The 18290-nt window shown below is 64.2% G+C and carries 18 protein-coding genes and 1 tRNA gene; 6 read left to right on the forward strand and 13 right to left on the reverse strand.

Annotation, left to right across the window (positions count from 1 at the left end; genetic code table 11):
• The first annotated feature begins 41 nt into the window (after positions 1-41).
• Both GL300_RS06820 and GL300_RS06825 read left to right on the forward strand, forming a co-directional pair.
• A complete protein-coding gene (locus GL300_RS06820; protein WP_155038861.1) occupies positions 42-743 on the forward strand; it encodes a glutathione S-transferase N-terminal domain-containing protein in 702 nt (233 codons plus the stop codon).
• Between the two features lie 123 nt (positions 744-866).
• Entirely contained in the window at positions 867-1619 is a 753-nt protein-coding gene (locus GL300_RS06825) for a YoaK family protein (protein ID WP_155038862.1), read from the forward strand.
• Positions 1620-1651: 32 nt separating this feature from the next.
• Here GL300_RS06825 and pheT read toward each other — a convergent pair whose 3' ends face one another.
• Positions 1652-4039: a phenylalanine--tRNA ligase subunit beta gene (gene pheT / locus GL300_RS06830; protein WP_155038863.1), complete on the reverse strand. Its 2388-nt coding sequence runs from the start codon at positions 4037-4039 to the stop codon at positions 1652-1654.
• 174 nt (positions 4040-4213) lie between these two features.
• Between pheT and GL300_RS06835 the strand changes: the two genes are divergently transcribed.
• Complete coding sequence (locus GL300_RS06835) at positions 4214-4525, forward strand: TM2 domain-containing protein (RefSeq protein ID WP_155038864.1); 312 nt, start codon at positions 4214-4216, stop codon at positions 4523-4525.
• A gap of 65 nt (positions 4526-4590) precedes the next feature.
• Entirely contained in the window at positions 4591-5364 is a 774-nt protein-coding gene (locus GL300_RS06840) for a bestrophin-like domain (RefSeq protein ID WP_155038865.1), read from the forward strand.
• Between the two features lie 37 nt (positions 5365-5401).
• Here GL300_RS06840 and GL300_RS06845 read toward each other — a convergent pair whose 3' ends face one another.
• Complete coding sequence (locus GL300_RS06845) at positions 5402-6334, reverse strand: Hint domain-containing protein (protein WP_155038866.1); 933 nt, start codon at positions 6332-6334, stop codon at positions 5402-5404.
• Positions 6335-6588: 254 nt separating this feature from the next.
• On the opposite strand from GL300_RS06845, the gene GL300_RS06850 reads away from it, so the two are divergent.
• Entirely contained in the window at positions 6589-6915 is a 327-nt protein-coding gene (locus tag GL300_RS06850; protein ID WP_155038867.1) for a TM2 domain-containing protein, read from the forward strand.
• Positions 6916-6961: 46 nt separating this feature from the next.
• On the opposite strand, the gene pheS is transcribed toward GL300_RS06850, so the two are convergent.
• The 8 genes from pheS to pyk form a co-directional block, all read right to left on the reverse strand.
• Positions 6962-8044 carry a phenylalanine--tRNA ligase subunit alpha gene (pheS, locus tag GL300_RS06855; RefSeq protein WP_155038868.1) on the reverse strand — a complete coding sequence of 361 codons (1083 nt, stop codon included), beginning with the start codon at positions 8042-8044 and terminating at the stop codon, positions 6962-6964.
• A 67-nt stretch (positions 8045-8111) separates the two neighbouring features.
• Complete coding sequence (locus GL300_RS06860; protein ID WP_343042918.1) at positions 8112-8450, reverse strand: arsenate reductase family protein; 339 nt, start codon at positions 8448-8450, stop codon at positions 8112-8114.
• A gap of 3 nt (positions 8451-8453) precedes the next feature.
• Positions 8454-9863: an alanine/glycine:cation symporter family protein gene (locus GL300_RS06865; protein ID WP_155038869.1), complete on the reverse strand. Its 1410-nt coding sequence runs from the start codon at positions 9861-9863 to the stop codon at positions 8454-8456.
• Positions 9864-9921: 58 nt separating this feature from the next.
• Positions 9922-11292, reverse strand: a complete 1371-nt coding sequence (locus GL300_RS06870) for a cytochrome P450 (RefSeq protein ID WP_155039226.1) — start codon at positions 11290-11292, stop codon at positions 9922-9924.
• Between the two features lie 65 nt (positions 11293-11357).
• Entirely contained in the window at positions 11358-11717 is a 360-nt protein-coding gene (gene rplT / locus GL300_RS06875) for a 50S ribosomal protein L20 (protein WP_155038870.1), read from the reverse strand.
• A gap of 12 nt (positions 11718-11729) precedes the next feature.
• Positions 11730-11930, reverse strand: coding sequence for a 50S ribosomal protein L35 (gene rpmI / locus GL300_RS06880; RefSeq protein ID WP_024843601.1), 201 nt, complete (start codon positions 11928-11930; stop codon positions 11730-11732).
• Positions 11931-12038: 108 nt separating this feature from the next.
• Positions 12039-12386 carry a hypothetical protein gene (locus tag GL300_RS06885; RefSeq protein ID WP_155038871.1) on the reverse strand — a complete coding sequence of 116 codons (348 nt, stop codon included), beginning with the start codon at positions 12384-12386 and terminating at the stop codon, positions 12039-12041.
• A 42-nt stretch (positions 12387-12428) separates the two neighbouring features.
• Positions 12429-13874: a pyruvate kinase gene (pyk, locus tag GL300_RS06890; RefSeq protein ID WP_155038872.1), complete on the reverse strand. Its 1446-nt coding sequence runs from the start codon at positions 13872-13874 to the stop codon at positions 12429-12431.
• A 120-nt stretch (positions 13875-13994) separates the two neighbouring features.
• On the opposite strand from pyk, the gene GL300_RS06895 reads away from it, so the two are divergent.
• Complete coding sequence (locus tag GL300_RS06895) at positions 13995-14735, forward strand: N-formylglutamate amidohydrolase (RefSeq protein WP_155038873.1); 741 nt, start codon at positions 13995-13997, stop codon at positions 14733-14735.
• An 86-nt stretch (positions 14736-14821) separates the two neighbouring features.
• Here the strand turns inward: GL300_RS06895 and GL300_RS06900 are convergent.
• From GL300_RS06900 to gcvP, 3 genes are all read right to left on the reverse strand, one after another.
• A tRNA-Ala gene (locus tag GL300_RS06900) sits at positions 14822-14897 on the reverse strand.
• Positions 14898-14932: 35 nt separating this feature from the next.
• On the reverse strand, positions 14933-15379 hold the full coding sequence (trxC, locus tag GL300_RS06905; RefSeq protein WP_155038874.1) for a thioredoxin TrxC: 447 nt from the start codon (positions 15377-15379) through the stop codon (positions 14933-14935).
• Between the two features lie 59 nt (positions 15380-15438).
• Positions 15439-18270: an aminomethyl-transferring glycine dehydrogenase gene (gene gcvP, locus GL300_RS06910; protein WP_155038875.1), complete on the reverse strand. Its 2832-nt coding sequence runs from the start codon at positions 18268-18270 to the stop codon at positions 15439-15441.
• Positions 18271-18290: the final 20 nt, after the last annotated feature.

An 18290-nucleotide genomic window follows, 5' to 3' on the forward strand; every position in this document is an offset into this window, starting at 1 on the left:
CCCGCATCCATCCTTTGAAGATTGTTCAGGATCGTCCCAAAATGTCTACACTTTCTGATTTTCCGATCACGCGTCGCTGGCCGCCTGTCCGCCCCGACGTGATCCAGCTTTACACGCTGAATACGCCGAACGGCATCAAGACCTCGGTCATGCTGGAGGAGTGCGGGCTGGATTATGACGCCCATCACATCAGCATCGGCAACCCCGAGGATCAGTACACGCCCGAATTCCTGTCGCTGAACCCCAACAACAAGATCCCGGCGATGATCGACCCGAACGGGCCGGATGGCCAACCGCTCGGCCTGTTCGAGACTGGCGCCATGCTGATCTATCTGGGCGACAAGACCGGGAAGTTCCTGCCGCGCGAAGGGGCGGCGCGCTATCACACCCTGCAATGGCTGATGTGGCAGATGGGCGGCGTCGGGCCGATGTTCGGGCAGGTCGGTTTCTTCCACCGCTACAAGGGCAAGGAAATCGAAGACCCCCGTCCCCGTACCCGCTACTACAACGAGGCGCGACGGCTGCTGGGCGTGCTGGACCGCCAGCTGACTGACAGGGAATGGATCACCGGCGAATATTCCATCGCCGACATGGCCATCGCACCTTGGGTGCGGACTTTGCGCACCAGCTACGATGCCGAGGTCGAGACGGGTCTGGCTGAGATGGCCAATGTCCAGGCCTATCTGGAACGTTTCCTGGCGCGCCCCGCCGTGCAGCGCGGGCTGGTCGTCGGCGCGGCCTGAGCCGTCGCGCGCAGCCGCCGAAATCGAGCGGCTGCGCCATCGCGCCCCTGGTCAAGACGCCTTGCGCAGGAAGGGACCAGACGCGACAGTCAGGGTGGACATCCCTTGGCATGGCCCGCTGAAATGGCTCGTCGCAACCGCATTTTCCATCCGATCGCCTCGGCCCGCATCCTTGTCGGGCATCGCAGAAGTCCCGGCAGCGACTATGTGCTGGCCACCCTTCTTGCCTTTGTCGCGGGGGCCGCAAATGCCGGAGGGTTCTTTGCGCTGGGGCAGTATACCTCGCATATGACGGGTTACCTGTCCCAGATCCCCGACCATCTGGTCGCCGGGGAATTGCCGGTGGCAGCGATCGCGGCGCTTGCCATTGCAGCCTTTGTCACCGGCGCGGGCTTCAGCAGCCTTCTGATCAACTGGGCACGCATCCGGTTGGGGCGCAGGCAATATGCGCTGCCAATCGCCATTCAGGGGCTGTTCCTGCTGTGCTTTGCCGCTGGCGGCATCTTGCGCGGAACATTGGGCCATCTGTTCGCGCTGGCCTGCCTGTGCTTCATCATGGGCATGCAGAACGCGACCATCACCAAGATTTCCTACGCACGGGTGCGCACGACCCATGCAACCGGCATGATCACCGATATCGGCATCGAACTGGGCCGGGCAATGTGTCGCCTGCTGCTGCCCGCATCGGGTGTCCGACCCAATCTCGTAAAGCTGAAAATCCTGCTGACCCTGATCGGGGCCTTCCTGCTGGGCGGGATCGTGGGGGCGGCAGGCTATTCGGCCGTTGGCTTCCTCTTTTCCCTGCCACTGGCGTTTTTGCTGCTGGCGATCTCTCTGCCCGCGCTGCCACTTCTAAAACGAAAGCGGCCCGCGTGATGCGGGCCGCCTGATCCGGAACTTGCGCGGGCTTAGCTGCGCAGCGTGCCGCCGGTGGCTTTCGTCACCTTTTCGACGATCTTGGCGCTGACGGATTCGATTTCCGCATCCGTCAGGGTCTTGTCGCGCGGTTGCAGGCGGGCGGTGATGGCGATGGACTTCTTGCCCCCCTCCAGCCCGGTGAACTGGTCAAAGACCGAGACGCGCTCAATAAGCGCCTTGTCGGCACCGGCTGCGGCATTGACCAGCGTCAGCGCTTCGACCTGCGCATCCACGACGAAGGCAAAGTCGCGCTCGACGGCCTGCAGGTCCGACAGGACCAGCGCCGGGCGCGAGGGCGTCTTGACCTTGGGCAGCGGGATCGCCGCGATGCGGATGGTGAAGGCGACGACCGTGCCCTTGATGCCGAAATGGCGCAGGACGCGGGGGTGGATCTCGCCAAAGGTCGCCAGTGCATTCGGACCCAGCGCGATATTGCCCGCGCGGCCCGGATGCCACCAGCCGTCCAGCTTGCGGTTGATCTGCGATTTCGCAGGCGCACCGATGGTCTGCAGGATCGCTTCGGCATCGGCCTTGGCGTCGAAGATGTCGACCTTACGGCGCGAGGCAAACGGATCGCGCGCGGCATTCGCGCCGACAAGGATGCCCGACAGATGCAGGTCCTGCTCGCCCGGCTCACCGCCCGAGAAGACCGGGCCGCATTCGAACAGCGACAGGTCCATGAAGCCACGCGCCTGATTGCGCGCCGCTGCCGCCAGCAGACCCGGCAGCAGGTCGGGGCGCATATGCGTCATCTCGCTGCTTATCGGGTTCTCGATGCGCAGGGCGTCGGTGCCGCCGCCGAACAGCTCGGCTTGCGCCTTGTCGATGAAGCTGTAGGTCACGCATTCATTGTAACCAAGGCTGGCGGCCATGCGACGGGCCGTCTTTTCGCGGACCTGCAGCGACGTCAGCACCGGCTGCGGTACGCCCGCCTGCGGACGCGACAAAGGCTGGCCTTGCAGCTTGGTCAGCGAGGCAATGCGGGCAACCTCCTCGACCAGATCGGCGCTGCCCAGCACGTCGGGACGCCAGCCGGGAACAAAGGCCTGATCGCCTTCCAGACGGAAGCCAAGGGCTGTCAGCGTCGCGCGCTGCTCGGCCTCGGGGATCTCCATGCCGACAAGGCTGATGACGCGGGCGGGCTCCAGCGTATAGCTGCGAGTGGTGTCGGGAACGCTGCCTGCGGTCACAACCTCCGAGGCCTCGCCGCCGCACAGATCAAGGATCATCTGCGTCGCCAGTTCCAGCCCCGGCTGGGTGAAGCTGGGGTCAGCGCCACGCTCGAAACGGTAGCGGGCATCCGAATTGATCTTGAGCGCGCGGCCTGCGGTCGCGATCGCGATCGGCTCCCAGAAGGCGCTTTCAAGGAAGACATCGACAGTTTCATCCGAACAGCCGGAATGCTCGCCGCCCATGATGCCGGCGACGCTTTCGGGGCCGTTCTCGTCGGCGATGATCATGGTGCCGGGGGCAAAGGCATAGGTCTTGCCGTCCAGCGCCAGCAGTTCCTCACCCTCAACCGAGGGGCGGACATGCAGGTCGCCCTTGACCTTGGCCGCATCGAAGACATGCAGCGGGCGGTTCAGGTCGAAGGTGAAGAAGTTGGTGATATCGACCAGCGTGTTGATCGGACGCAGGCCGATGGCGGTCAGGCGCTTCTGCAGCCATTCCGGCGAGGGGCCATTCTTCACGCCACGGATCAGCCGGCCCGAGAAGAACGGCGCTTTCGCGGCGACTTCCGGCGCGATCACCACCTTGATCGGCGACGGGAAGCTGCCCGGAACGGTCACGTCCTTGACCGCTTTCAGCGTGCCAAGGCCACGCGCCGCCAGATCGCGGGCAACGCCATGGACGCCAAGCGCGTCGGGACGGTTCGGGGTGATCTTGATCTCGATGACCGGATCGACCGTTTCGGGGCGGTTCGCGGCCAGCCAGTCGACGAACTTGTCACCGACCTCGCCCGAGGGCAGTTCGATGATGCCGTTATGCTCTTCGGACAGCTCCAGCTCACGCTCGGACGCCATCATGCCGTGGGATTCGATGCCACGGATCTTGCCGACGCTGAGGGTCACGTCGATGCCGGGGACGTAATCGCCGGGTTTGGCCAGAACGACGGTAATGCCTTCACGGGCATTGGGCGCGCCGCAGACGATCTGCTTTTCGCCCTCATCCGTCATCACGCGGCAGACGCGCAGGCGGTCGGCATCGGGATGCTGGACAGCCTCGATCACCTTGGCGAGGGTGAAGGTCTTCAGCTTGGATGCGGGATCGCTCACGCCTTCGACCTCGAGGCCGAGATCGGTCAGCGCCTCGGTGATCTCATCAAGCGAGGCGGTGGTGTCGAGATGCTCCTTGAGCCAGGAGAAGGTGAATTTCATGGCGCGGCTCCGTCGGGTTTGGCGTCCCTTAGCGCATGGCGCGGCGGAATGGTAGGGTTGTGGACCCTGGCCCCCCGAGACGCTGCGCGGATTCCCTTAAATTGCCCGCGATCCTATTGTTCTACGCTGCCCCCTTCCTATGTTAACAGCGTAAACATCAAGGATGTGAGGCCGATGGACACCCAAAGAGAAATGCTGATCGAACAGAGGGTCGCGAATGACGCGAAGTCGCCGCTGGTGGCTTACCTGCTGGCGATCCTGCTATGGGGCTTCGGTGCGCATCGCATGTATCTGGGCCGCTGGATGAGCGGGCTGGTGATGCTGGCGATGTGGGGGCTGGGCTGGCTGCTGACGCCCGTGCTGATCGGCTGGCCGCTGGTCGGGCTGGTCTGCCTGTGGGCGGTGATCGACCTGTTCCTGATCCCCGGCATGATCCAGTCCGACAAGGACGAGATGCGGCGGCGCATGGGGTCGGGCTGGGTCTGAGACCTGCCGCGTCCGGCGCGGAATATCATTTGCGTTAACGGGCCGACTGCCGGATCATCCGGTGCATGTTGGTCACGTGGCAGGGCATCGTCTATGGTGTCGCCTTCATTGGCGGCACGGTGGCGATTTCGCTGATCACCTATGCCCTGACCCGCCATTTGCTGGCACCAGGCGAGGCCCCACATCACCGCGAGATGGCTGGCTCCATCGTCGTTCGTCTGGGCGCGTTGCAGGGGCTGATCCTGGCCTTGGTCTTTGCGCAGGAAATGGAATCCTATCAGAGGCTGGAGGGTGTGCTGTCCTCCGAGGCCAGCGCCGTCGCCGATATCTACAATGACGCCATCCGCTATGAGAGCCCGACCGCCGAGCCGGTCAGGGCGGCGATGCTGCGCTATCTGGACGTGGTGACGACGCAGGAATGGAACGAGGACGGTCCCGGCGGCCAGCTGCTGCCCGAGGGCTGGAACGCATGGGACGCGGCCTATCGCGAGGTGCTGGATCTGATCCCGCAGACACCGCGTCAGGCGGCGCTGCACAACAACATGCTGGCGCGCATCCACGACATTGCCGATGCCCGCGATCAGCGGGATCGCAGCTGGACCCTGCCGACTTTCGCGATCTTCTGGTTCGCGGCTGTATCGGGGATGATCCTGATCTCGGCGGGCTATTACATTTTTCCGCCCGAGCGGCAGATCATCGTGCTGCTGTCGATCTTCAGCGCCTATACTGGGATCGTGCTTTACATGATCTTTGCGTTCTCCAACCCTTATAGTCCGCCCGCCGCGATGCAGCCCGAGGCACTGGAGGAGTTGCTGTCAGATTTGCGCGCCGGAGGATGAGCGAGGGTGCGCTGAAGCGCACCCTACATCGGCACGGTCACTGCAAGCCGCGGCCATTCTGGACATGGCGTCGGGCCAATTGGCGGCTCTGCCGACCACCAGGCAGAGTCCGGGCCGGAATCGGGGCGTGGTCCGCGGCGCGCAGTTCAGGGAACAGCGTGAAGATTTCCTCTGCTGCGGCGCGACCGACGAATTTCAGCGCCTGCGCGCCGGGATAGAGCGACTCGGTCTGGGCGCCATTCGAGATCACGACCTCATGCTGGTCGAACAGCATATGGATATATTCGACCTCGGGCACGTCATCCGCGACGGTGATACCCGGCACATCCAGCAATTGCCGAGCGGCGACCAGCACCTCATCCGCACAGAACATCCGCTGCGCGATGCGCGAGCGGACGAGCACGCGATGCTGGGGCGAAACCAGCAGGTCCGAGTTCGGCACGCCCTCGGCCAATGCTCCGGCTGCGATGCGGATCGGGCGCAGATGCGGCAAGGCTGCAAGCGCCGCAGCGCCGAGGCGGGTCGATCCGATCCAGCGCACCAGCTGCGCGCCACGATCACGGGTCAGGACGAGGTCACCGGGCGCAAGTTGTTCGATCGCGACGTCGCCCTGCGGGGTGCGGATCAATGTGCCACGGGTGAAGCAGGGCGCGCCGTCGATGACATTGCTGTTCAGGCTGAGCGTTCCGACCTCCTGCCCGTCGGCATTCAGGACGACATAGGAATAGTTCTTGTAGGCTGGATCTTCGACATCACCGATCACCTCTTGGCCCGTCAGCTGCAGCGACCAGCCCTCGGGCAGATTGACGGTCGTGGATTCGATCTCTCCGTCAAAAGGCGAGGAACTGATCTGAATTGTGCCCGAAAAATCCGGGCCGATGTTCACGATGATGGTGTCATCCTCACCATTGCCGCCCGCGACGGCTCCGAAAGCGCCCGCTCCGGTCGCATCAACAACGAATTCTGCCATAATCGACTCCGGTCACCTACTGGAATGTTACAAGACATGGCCGGGGCGGCTGTTTCGCCGATCGGAAAGCCCCTCCCCATGAGGAGGGTGGCATATCGGGGCGGGGTGACAAAGAATTTTTATGTCTGGGTGTTGAGCGGGACGGGTGCGCTGAAGCGCACCCTACGCGTCAGAAATCACGATCCGGCGTTCACCTGATATTAAACGGTGCCGTGGCATGACTGCGAAGTATTTCACAGCCTCAGGGGGGAGCCATGAGCCTGACCGTTCAGCAACAAATGCTTATTGAGCAACGCATCACGAATGAGGCGCCGTCGCCGGTCGTGGCCTACCTGCTGTTGATTTTCTTGGGCGGGTTCGGTGCCCATCGCTTCTATCTGGGCAAGACCGGAACCGCGATCACCATCCTGATCCTGTCGATCCTCGGCTGGCTCACGCTGGTGCTGGGCGTCGGGCTGATCCCGCTGATCGCCGTCGTCATATGGTGGGTGGTGGATATTTTCCTGATCCCTGGCATGGTCCGGGGATGCCAGGAGGTGCTGCGTCAGCGCTATTCGCTGGGCGTGCCACTGGGCCTGTGACCGCCGCGCCCATGAAAAGCGCGGCGGGATGATGAGATTGGCGCGTTTAGCGCGACAACCCGCCCGCCACACTGGGCACATCACCGGCAGCAAAGCCGTAATGGCGCAGCCAGCGCAGATCGGATTCGAAGAAGGCCCGCAGGTCGGGGATGCCGTATTTCAGCATGGCGATGCGGTCGATGCCCATGCCAAAGGCAAAGCCCTGCCATTCGTTCGGATCGACGCCAGCGGCGGCCAGAACCTTGGGGTGAACCATGCCGGAACCGAGGATCTCAAGCCAGGAATTGCCCTGCCCGATGGTCAGCTTGCCGCCCTCCCAGGAGCAGCGGATATCGACCTCGGCCGAGGGTTCGGTGAAGGGGAAATGGCTGGCGCGGAAGCGCAGCTCGACATTGTCGACCTCGAAGAAGGCGCGGCAGAACTCTTCCAGCGTCCATTTCAGGTTCGCCATCGAGATGTCCTTGCCAAGGGCAAGACCCTCGACCTGATGGAACATCGGCGAATGGGTCTGGTCCATGTCCATCCGGTAGACGCGGCCCGGCGCGATCACGCGGATCGGGGCGCCCGTCGCCTGCATGGCGCGGATCTGCACCGGCGAAGTATGGGTGCGCAGGACATGCGGGGGACGCGGGTCATCCTCGGCGCGGGCCATGAAGAAAGTGTCATGTTCCTGCCGGGCGGGGTGCTCGGGCGGGATGTTCAGCGCGTCGAAGTTGAACCAGTCGGATTCGATCTGCGGCCCTTCGGCGACGCGGAAGCCCATATCGGCAAAGATCGCGGTGACTTCCTCGGTGACCTGGCTGACCGGGTGGATGGTCCCCTGCCCGCGCGGACGGCCCGGAAGGGTCACGTCCAGCCATTCCTCTTTCAGGCGCGCGTCCAGTGCCGCGTCCTCCATGCCCTGCTTGCGGGCGCGGAGCGCGGAGTCGATCTCGTCCTTCAGGCGGTTCAGGTCGGCGCCACGGGTCTGGCGCTCTTCCGGGGTCATGCGCCCCAGTTCCTTCATCATGCCGCTGATCTCGCCCTTCTTGCCAAGGGCGCCAAGGCGCACCTGTTCCAGTGCATCGGCATCGGCGGCGGTCGAGATGCGGTCGAGATAGGACTGGCGAAGGGTGATCAGATCGGACATGGCGGCTTTCCTTGCGGTTCCCGCGCGCCTTATCACGCACGGGCGGAATGCGAAAGTGTGCGGGGGGTCAGTAGGTCTGGGCGACCAGATCAACGGGACGGCAAAGACGCGTGGCGCTGGGTCCGGCGACGATGGGACGCTCAACCAGCGCAGGGTTCTGCACCATGTGGTCAAGGATTGTCGCATCATCCGCGCCGACCAGCCCGCGCTCGGCGGCGTCGGTGCCCTTGACGCGCAGAGCCTGCGCGGGGGTCAGGCTGGCGGCCTTGAGCAGATCCGCCAAAACCTCGCGGTCCCAGCCCTGCTTGATATAGTCGATGACACGCGGCTCATGCCCGGCATCGCGGATCATCTGCAGCACCTTGCGCGAGGTGCTGCAGTTCGGCTTGTGGTAGATGGTGATCACGTCTTACTTCCAGATCAAGGGATTCACGCCCGGCGCGATTTCGGGATGGTCGCTGACACGGAAGGTCGGGTCGCGGCCCGCGGCGCGCTGGTTCAGATAGTCGCGGGTGACATAGGTGATCGTTCCCGACAGCGCAACGATGGCGAACAGGTTGATTGTCGCCATCAGCCCCATCGAGGCATCGGCAAAGTCAAAGACCGTCTGCACCTTCTGGATTGCGCCCCAGATCACCATGGCAATGACCGCGACGCGCAGGACGACGACTCCGGTCATGTGGTTATGGCCAAGAAAGACCATCGCGTTCTCGGCATAGGCGTAGTTGCCGATGATCGAGGTGAAGGCGAAGAAGAAGATCGCCACCGCCACGAAAGTCTGGCCGAAGCCGCCGAAATGCTCGGTCAATGCTGCCTGAGTCAGCGCCACGCCCGTCAGTTCTGCCGAAGGGACTGCACCCGACAGCAGGATCATCACCGCCGTGGCCGAACAGACCATCAGCGTGTCGATGAAAACGCCAAGCGCCTGCACGAAGCCCTGACTTGACGGGTGGTGCGGGACAGGAACCGCAACCGCGGCAATGTTCGGGGCCGAGCCCATGCCCGCCTCGTTCGAGAAAAGGCCGCGTTTGACCCCGTTCATCATGGCCGCCGCGATGCCGCCTGCGGCACCGCCCACCGCCTCTTGCCAGCCAAAGGCCGAGGCGATGATATGGCCAAAGACGCCGGGAACCTCGGTGATATTGGCGATCATCACCCATGCTGCCGCCAGCAGATAGGCCCCCGCCATGAATGGCACCATGAACTCGGCCACCCGTGCGATCTGCGGAATGCCGCCAAAGATGATCAGCGCCGACAGCACCGCGACCGCGATGCCGACCACCGCCTTGTTAAGGCCGAAAGCCCCCGAGGCAGCCTCGGCGATCGAGTTCGATTGCACGGCGTTGAAGATCAGCCCGAAGGTGACGATGAGCGTCACCGCGAAAATCGCCGCAAGCCACCCCTGCCCCAGTCCCTTCTTGATGTAAAAGGCCGGACCACCGCGATACATGCCGCCCGGCCCGTGTTCCTTGTAAAGCTGCGCCAATGTGGATTCGGCATAGGCCGTGGCCATGCCGACCAGCGCGACCATCCACATCCAGAATATCGCCCCCGGCCCGCCCAGCGTGATCGCCACCGCCACACCCGCGATATTGCCGGTACCGACGCGACTGGCGAGACTGACCGTCAACGCCTGAAAGGGCGAGATCCCGTCCTTGTCCGTCGCACGTGATCCCAGCACGCAGCGAAACATTTCCCCGAAATGCAGGATCTGGATGAAGCCGAGGCGGATGGTGAAATAGATACCGACCGCCAGCAGGCCGTAAATCAGAACATATCCCCAGAAAATCGTATTCAGGAAGTCAATGATCGCTGTCATGAGCTTGCTCCTGTCACATGCCCGCGAGTGTGACCCCATCGCGTAAGCCGCGCAAGAATTAGCGTAATTTCACCGTCAGCCAGACTCCACCCTGCGGTCGCAGGGTCAGGATCATCCGCGGCTCTGGCTGGCGCTCGGTGAGTTCAAACCGCAGGCGGGCCAGCAAGGTGGCAAGGATGATCACCGCCTCCTGAATGGCAAAGCTTGCCCCGATGCAGATGCGGGGACCGGCGCCAAAGGGCAGAAAGGCAAAGCGGTCGCGGGTGACGCCGGGCGCAAAGCGGTCGGGGTCGAAGCGGTCGGGATCGTTCCAAAGCAGGTGATGGCGGTGCAGCGCATAGATGGGCAGCATGATCGTCTCGCCGGGATGGACCTCGCGCCCGCCCAAGCGGTCATGGATCAGCGAGGTCCGCGACAGGAAGGCGGCGGGCGGATACATCCGCAGGGATTCGTCGATGATCTGGCGGATATAGGTCAGCTGCGCCACATCCTGCGCGGTGGCGGCGCGTGCGCCCAGGACCGTGCGGGCCTCGATGGCCGCACGGTCCTGCACCTGCGGATCGAAGGCCAACAGATACAGCGCCCAGGCCAGCGTCAGGGCCGTGGTTTCATGCCCGGCGACGATGAAGGTCAGCAGGTTGTCGCGCAGTTCGGGGATGGACATGGCGCGGTGCGTCTCGGGGTCCTCGCCCGCCCGCAGCAAGTCCAGCAGATCGGGCACCTCGCGCGGACCGGACCGCGCCCGCGCCCGGATCGCGTCATCGGCCACCTGCTTCATCCGCTTCAGGTCATTGCCGGACCGCAGCCGTCCCGGCCGCGGCACCCAGCCCGGCAAGCCGATGATATCCAGAATCGAGAGCCGCGCCGCGCCCGCGATATAACTATCGATCGCCTGATGCACCGCGTCGCGCTGAAACCCCTCATCGCCCGAGAAGGTCACGTCCGAGATCACTTCGAAGGTCGCGGCCACGGTTTCGGCAAAGATGTCGACCGGACCGCTGGCAGCGGCAAGGCGGCGGGCGCTGGCCTCGGCAGCGGCGGTCATTACCGGGGTCAGGGCCTCGATATGGCGCTGTGCAAAGGCGGGCGCGGCGGCGCGGCGCTGCCAGCGCCAATGCGCGCCCTCGGCCACGAACAGCGACTGGCCAATGGCGGGTTCCAGAAGCGATTTCGTGATGACCGATTTCGGGTAATCCTCGACCCGGTCCTTCAGCACGATGCGCAGGGCGCCGGGGTCCATGACCATGTGCCAGCGCTTGCCCGTCCGCCCCGAGACCATGGGCTGTCGCGTTGCGATTTCGGGAATCAGTTCAAGGACATTGCGCCGCGCCGTCAGCGCCGAGCCGATGATCCCCAAGGGCCTGCGACCCAGCGCCACGCGCGCGGGATAATGGGATCTCAGAGGGTGGGGTGCGGCGAGATCATGCATGCAACGAAAAACCCGCGCCGGGGGCGCGGGTTTCATCACGTTTCGCCTTTTTCAGACGATGACGATCAGGCGGCAGCCTTGGCTTGTGCAACAACCGCGGCGAAAGCCTCGGGCTCATGCACAGCCAGGTCGGCCAGAACCTTGCGGTCCACTTCGATGCCGGCTTTGGCCAGCGCCGCGATGAAGCGCGAATAGGTCATTTCCGCATCGACCAGACGGACGGCTGCGTTGATCCGCTGGATCCACAGGGCGCGGAAGTTGCGCTTGCGGTTCTTGCGGTCGCGGGTGGCGTACTGGTTCGCCTTGTCGACAGCCTGGGTGGCGGTACGGAAGTTGCGCGAACGGTTGCCGTAATAGCCTTTCGCCGCGTCAAGAACCTTCTTGTGGCGGGCGTGGGTGACTTTACCCGATTTGACTCGTGCCATGTCCGGTTCTCCTTAGCGGTTGTAGGGCATGTATTTCTTGACGATCTTCGCGTCCGCATCGGACAGGATCATGGTCCCGGTCACATCGCGGATGAATTTCGTCGAGCGCTTGATCATGCCGTGGCGCTTGCCAGCCGGGCCAGCTTTCACTTTGCCCGAGGCCGTCATCGAGAACCGCTTTTTGGCGGCCGATTTGGTCTTCATCTTCGGCATTTTACTCTCCTTGCGGTCAGAGTGAACGCACGACTCGGCAATGCCATATTGGCCGGCCGTGCGGGTGGAAGCGCGCCCTATACGGGGGCGCCAGCGAAAAGGCAAGCCCTATTGGGCAGGAGTTGCAGCCGGGGCCGCAGGATTGGCCGGGGTTTCCGCCGCAGGGGCCGGAGCCTCCGTGACCGGGGCCGCAGCTTCCCGGGCAGCGGCAGGCGCCGCAGCTTCCGGAGCCGGCGGCGCGACATTGCCGCTGGTCACGCGCGACCACGACTGCGCCACGCTGTTCAGGCTAAGCGGACGGTCATCAAGGACATTGACCCCCAGCAGGACCAGCAGCCCCAGAACCAGTGCAATCGCCGCCCCACGCGGGGCCTGCGTGCGGGCCAGCGACAGGATCGCCAGCAGCACCGACAGGGCACAAAGGGCGACGCCCGCAAGCAACAGAATATCGATCATCATGCGGTCCCTTGCGCTGGCAGATCCGATTGAAACAAAGGCTTATTCCGGATCGGTGCGATAGATCAAGCGCTCGTCGCAAGGCGCGATGCGCAGGATGTTGGTGGTACCGGCCTGATTGAAGGGCACGCCGGCGGTGACGACGATCTGATTGGTCTCATCGGCAAAGCCGAAATCGCGTGCCGCCTTGGCCGCGTTGACCACCGCCTGCTTGAACCGCTCCAGCGAGGGGGTCAGTACGCAATGCGTCCCCCAGGTCAGGCACAGCCGCCGCAGCGTCGGGATCTCCGAGGACATGGCGATGATCGGGACGCGCGGACGTTCACGCGCGATCAGGCTGCCGGTGGTGCCCGATTGGGTAAAGGCGCAAATCGCGGAAATGTCGGTGGTTTCGGCAATCTCGCGCGCCGCGGCAACGATGCCGTCGGCGACGGTCTGGCGCTTGGCCACGCGCGAGCTTTCGATGATGTCGCGATAGGTCGGGTCGCTTTCAACCGAGCGGGCGACGGCGTCCATGGTCAGGACCGCCTCGACCGGATAGGCCCCGGCGGCGCTTTCCGCCGACAGCATGATCGCGTCCGCGCCTTCATAGATGGCGGTGGCCACGTCCGAAACCTCGGCGCGGGTCGGCATCGGGCTTTCGATCATCGATTCCAGCATCTGGGTGGCGACAATCACCGGCTTGGCCGCTGCGCGGCACTGGCGAACCAGTCGCTTCTGGATCGGCGGCACCGAATGGACCGGCAGCTCGACGCCCAGATCGCCCCGCGCCACCATGATCCCGTCCGAGACCTTGAGGATTTCCGAGAATGCGCGGACGGCCGCGGGTTTCTCGATCTTCGACAGGATCGCGGCACGACCCTTGGCCAGCTTGCGGGCCTCGATCACGTCTTCGGGACGCTGGACAAAGGACAGGGCCAGCCAGTCCACGCCCAGTTCACAGGCGAATTCCAGATCGTCGCGGTCCTTGTCCGACAGCGCCGCCAGCGGCAGCACCACGTCGGGCACGTTCACGCCCTTGCGGTTCGAGATCGCGCCACCGGCCGTGACCACGCATTCGGCGAAATCGGGGCCGCATTTTTCGACGCGCAGGCGGATCTTGCCGTCATTGACCAGCAGCTCCGAACCGGGTTCAAGCGCGGCAAAGATCTCGGGATGGGGCAGTTGCACGCGCTCGGCAGTGCCGGGCGTGGCGTCCAGATCGAAACGGAAGGCCTGACCATTGGCCAGATCATGCGGCCCGGCGGCAAAGGCGCCTACGCGCAGCTTCGGCCCCTGAAGGTCGGCCAGAACCGCGATCGGGCGGCCCGATTCGGTTTCGACCCGGCGGATGATGTCGTAGCGCGCCTTCTGCTCGGCATGGGTGCCATGGCTCATGTTCAGGCGGAACACATCGGCACCGGCCTCGAACAATTTGCGGATGGTCTCGAAATCGCTGGAGGATGGACCCAGGGTTGCCACGATTTTGACCTTGCGGTGCCGTCTCATCCGTCTCTCCCGTCGGTGTTTGCGCTAGCAAGCGCTGTATACCCATATTGGCCGTGCCACGGCAACTGTGCCAGGGTCAGGGCTTGCACTAAACCTTGCCTCATGCAAGGCCAAGGAACCATGACGGCAGAAGCTTACACCACCATCGGACGCGACCGCATGTCGCGTTGGCTTGTCACCTGCGACCATGCGGCGAACCGTGTTCCCGACTGGATCAATGGCGGGGACCTGGGAATCGACCCGGCGGACATGGCCCGCCACATCGCCTATGACGTGGGCGCGGCGGGGCTGGCGCGACGACTGGCCGAACGGCTGGACGCGCCCGCGATCCTGTCGAACTTCTCGCGTCTGGTGATCGACCCGAACCGGGGCGAGGATGATCCGACCCTGCTGATGCGGATCTATGACGGCACCGTCATCCCCGCCAATCGCCGCATGGACATGGCCGAGCGCGAGCGCCGGCTAGAGCGGCTTTATCGCCCCTATCACGCAGCCTATGCCGATCTGGCCGCCAGCCATCCGCTTCGGGCGATCTGCGCCATCCACAGCTTTACCCGGCAATTGCGCGGTCGATCGCGCAGGCCATGGGCGGTCGGTGTGCTGTATTCACATCGGGATGAGCGCCTTGGCCCGGCCCTGATCCGCGAATGCCGCGACAAGGGCTGGATCACCGGCGACAACGAGCCCTATTCCGGCCATCTGGACGGCGATTCCATCGACCGCCATGCGCTGGCCCATGGCCGCCCCAACGTGCTGATCGAGATCTGCAACGACCTGATCGAGGACGAGGCCGGGCAGGATCTTTGGGCCGACCGGCTGGCCGCGGTGCTTGACGGCTTCCTTGAGCGCTGCGGGGTCTGATTTGGCAGCGGCCGTAAAGGAACCAGCCAAAACGCAACAAGCCAGCGCCAGATGAAGCCGCTGATTATCCGGTGAATTCTGGGATTTGGTGGAGCCGAGGGGAATCGAACCCCTGGCCTCGTCATTGCGAACGACGCGCTCTACCAACTGAGCTACGGCCCCACTTCGGGGCTAATTGGACCGCCCGAATGGGAATGTCAAGACGTTCTCGCGCGCGCAGCAGACTCGGCGAAACGGATCAGATCGGCGGCGGGGCGGGCGCCGGCCTCGCGCGCAATCTCGCGCCCCGAACGGAACAGGATGAAGGCCGGAATACCGCGGATGTTCCAACGTTGGCTGGCCTGCGGATGGGCCTGAGTGTCGATTTTGACCAGCCTCACCCGGCCCTTCAGCGCTTGTGCGGCCTTTTCGAATTCGGGGGCCATAGCGCGGCAGGGACCGCACCAGGGTGCCCAGAAATCGACCAGAAGCGGCATGTCGTCGTTGCGCGCGGCCTTTTGCAGGGTCGCGAAATCGACCGGCTGGGGCTTGGCCGCGATCAGGCCCGCGCCGCAGATCCCGCATTTCGGGTTGGCGGACAGGCGCTCTTCGGGCAGGCGGTTCACCTGTCCGCAGGACAGGCAGGTCAGTTTCACGGCGGGCATCGCGGGTCTCCGGGTCTTTCACCCCAAGATGATCCCGCGATGCCGGATTTCAATGGGCCTTACTCGGCCGCCTCGGCATAGCTTTCCAGCGGCGGGCAGGTGCAGATAAGGTTGCGATCGCCATAGGCGTTGTCGACGCGTCCGACCGGAGGCCAGTACTTGTCCACCCGGAACGCACCCGGCGGGAAGCAACCCTGCTCACGCGAATATTCGCGATCCCAATCAGCGACCAGATCCTCGACCGTGTGCGGGGCATGGCGCAGGGGCGAGGCCTCGGCACTCATGCGGCCCTCGGCCACTTCGGTGATCTCGGCCCGGATCGCCTCGAACGCGGTGATCAGACGGTCGATCTCGGCCTTGGTTTCCGATTCGGTCGGCTCGACCATCAGCGTGCCAGCCACCGGCCAGCTCATGGTCGGCGCGTGGAAGCCGTTGTCGATCAGGCGCTTGGCAATGTCGTCGACGGTCACGCCATGCGCCTGGAACGGCCGCATGTCGAGGATGCATTCATGCGCCACGCGGCCGCGATTGCCCATGAACAGCACCGGATAGGCCCCGGCCAGACGGCTCGCGATATAGTTCGCGTTCAGGATCGCCACGCGCGTCGCCTGCGTCAGCCCCTCGCCACCCATCATCAGGCAATAGGCCCAGCTGATCAGCAGGATCGAGGCCGAACCCCAAGGCGCCGCCGAGACCGCACCGATATCGCCCGTGCGCGGATCGGCCGGCAGGAAGGGTGCCAGATGCGATTTGACCCCGATCGGCCCCATGCCCGGGCCGCCGCCGCCATGCGGGATGGCAAAGGTCTTGTGCAGGTTCAGGTGGCTGACATCGCCGCCGATCTCTCCGGGCTTCACCAGACCGACCAGCGCGTTCATGTTCGCACCGTCGATATAGACCTGCCCGCCATGCTTATGGGTGATGTCGCAGACCTCGCGCACGGTGTCTTCAAAGACGCCATGGGTCGAGGGATAGGTGATCATCACAGCGGCCAGCCTGTCGCCCGCCTTCGCGGCGTGGGCGGCAAAATCTTCAAGGTCGATGTCGCCGTTCGGGGCGGATTTCACCACCACCACTTTCATCCCGCACATCTGCGCCGAGGCCGGGTTGGTGCCATGGGCGGAAACCGGGATCAGGCAGATGTCACGATCCTCGCCGCGCGACTTGTGATAGGCGGCAATGGTCAGCAGACCCGCATATTCCCCCTGCGCACCCGAGTTCGGCTGCAAGGAAAACGCATCATAGCCAGTGATCTCGCACAGTTTCGCGGTCAGATCGGCAAAGACCTCATGGTAGCCCGCAGCCTGATCTTCCGGCGCGAAGGGATGCAGCGCGCCGAATTCGGGCCAAGTGATCGGCATCATCTCGGCGGCGGCGTTCAGCTTCATCGTGCAGGAGCCCAGCGGGATCATTGCCCGGTCCAGCGCCAGATCACGATCCGACAGACGACGCATGTAGCGCATCATTTCCGACTCGGCCCGGTTCATGTGGAAGACGGGATGGGTCAGATAGTCGCTTTCGCGGATCAGCGTCTCGGGGATCGCCGGTGCGGTCGCAGCCTCGGACGGCGCAGCCAGACCGAACGCGTCCAGCACGCGCGCGATGACGCTGGCATCCGTGGTCTCATCGACCGAGATACCCACGCGATCACGGCCAACCTTGCGCAGGTTGATGCCGCGATGACGCGCCGCGGACATGATGCCCTGCTGGCCCACGCCGACGCGCACGGTAATCGTGTCGAAGAAGGCTTCCGGCTCGACCTCGGCCCCCTCGGCACGCAGCGCATTGGCCAAAGTCACCGCGTTCAGATGGACGCGCTGCGCAATCGCGCGCAGACCCACCGGACCGTGGAAGACGGCATAGAAGCTCGCCATGACGGCCAGCAGCGCCTGCGCCGTGCAGACATTGGACGTGGCCTTCTCGCGACGGATATGCTGCTCGCGGGTTTGCAGGGACAGGCGATAGGCCTTGTTGCCCTTGGCGTCGATGGACACGCCGACGATACGCCCCGGCATGGCGCGCTTCATCTCGTCGCGGCAGGCCATGAAACCGGCATGCGGCCCGCCATAGCCCATCGGCACGCCAAAACGCTGCGCCGAGCCCACGGCAATATCGGCCCCCATAGCGCCCGGTTCTTTCAGCACGCAAAGCGCTAGAAGATCGGTCGCGACAACAGCAACGGCCCCGGCCTCATGCAAGGCCGCACATTCCGCCGTCAGATCGCGGACATGGCCGAAAGTGCCCGGATATTGGAAAATCGCGCCGAACACCGCCTTCGGATCGCATTCTACCCCGCGAATGATCTCGATCCCCAGCGGCTCGGCCCGGGTCTCGATGACCGAGATCGTCTGCGGATGCAGGTCGTCGCTGACGAAGAATGCCTTCGCTTTCGATTTCGCCACGCGCTGCGCCATGGCCATGGCCTCGGCGGCGGCGGTCGCCTCGTCCAGCAAGGACGCGTTCGCCACCGGCAGCCCAGTCAGATCGGCAACCATGGTCTGGTAGTTCAGCAGCGCCTCAAGACGGCCTTGGGCGATCTCGGGCTGGTAGGGCGTATAGGCCGTGTACCAGGCGGGGTTTTCCAGAATGTTGCGCTGGATTGCCGGGGGGGTCACGGTGCCGTAATAGCCCTGCCCGATCAGGCTGGTCATCACGCGGTTACGCGAAGCGACTTCGCGCATGCGGCCCAGCAGCGCCGCTTCGGAAAGCGCGGGCCAGTCCAGCGGTTTATCCTGCCGGATGTTTGCCGGCACGGTCTGCTCGATCAGGGTGTCCAGCGTATCCGCGCCGACGACCTTCAGCATGGCCTCCATCTCGGCCGGAGAAGGGCCGATGTGACGGCGGTTGGCAAAATCGTCGGGGTTATAGGTGGTCGGGGTCCAGGTGGCCATCTGCGCCTTCCAGTCAGGTC

Origin of the sequence: Paracoccus litorisediminis (assembly GCF_009711205.1) — a bacterium.
Taxonomy (GTDB): domain Bacteria; phylum Pseudomonadota; class Alphaproteobacteria; order Rhodobacterales; family Rhodobacteraceae; genus Paracoccus; species Paracoccus litorisediminis.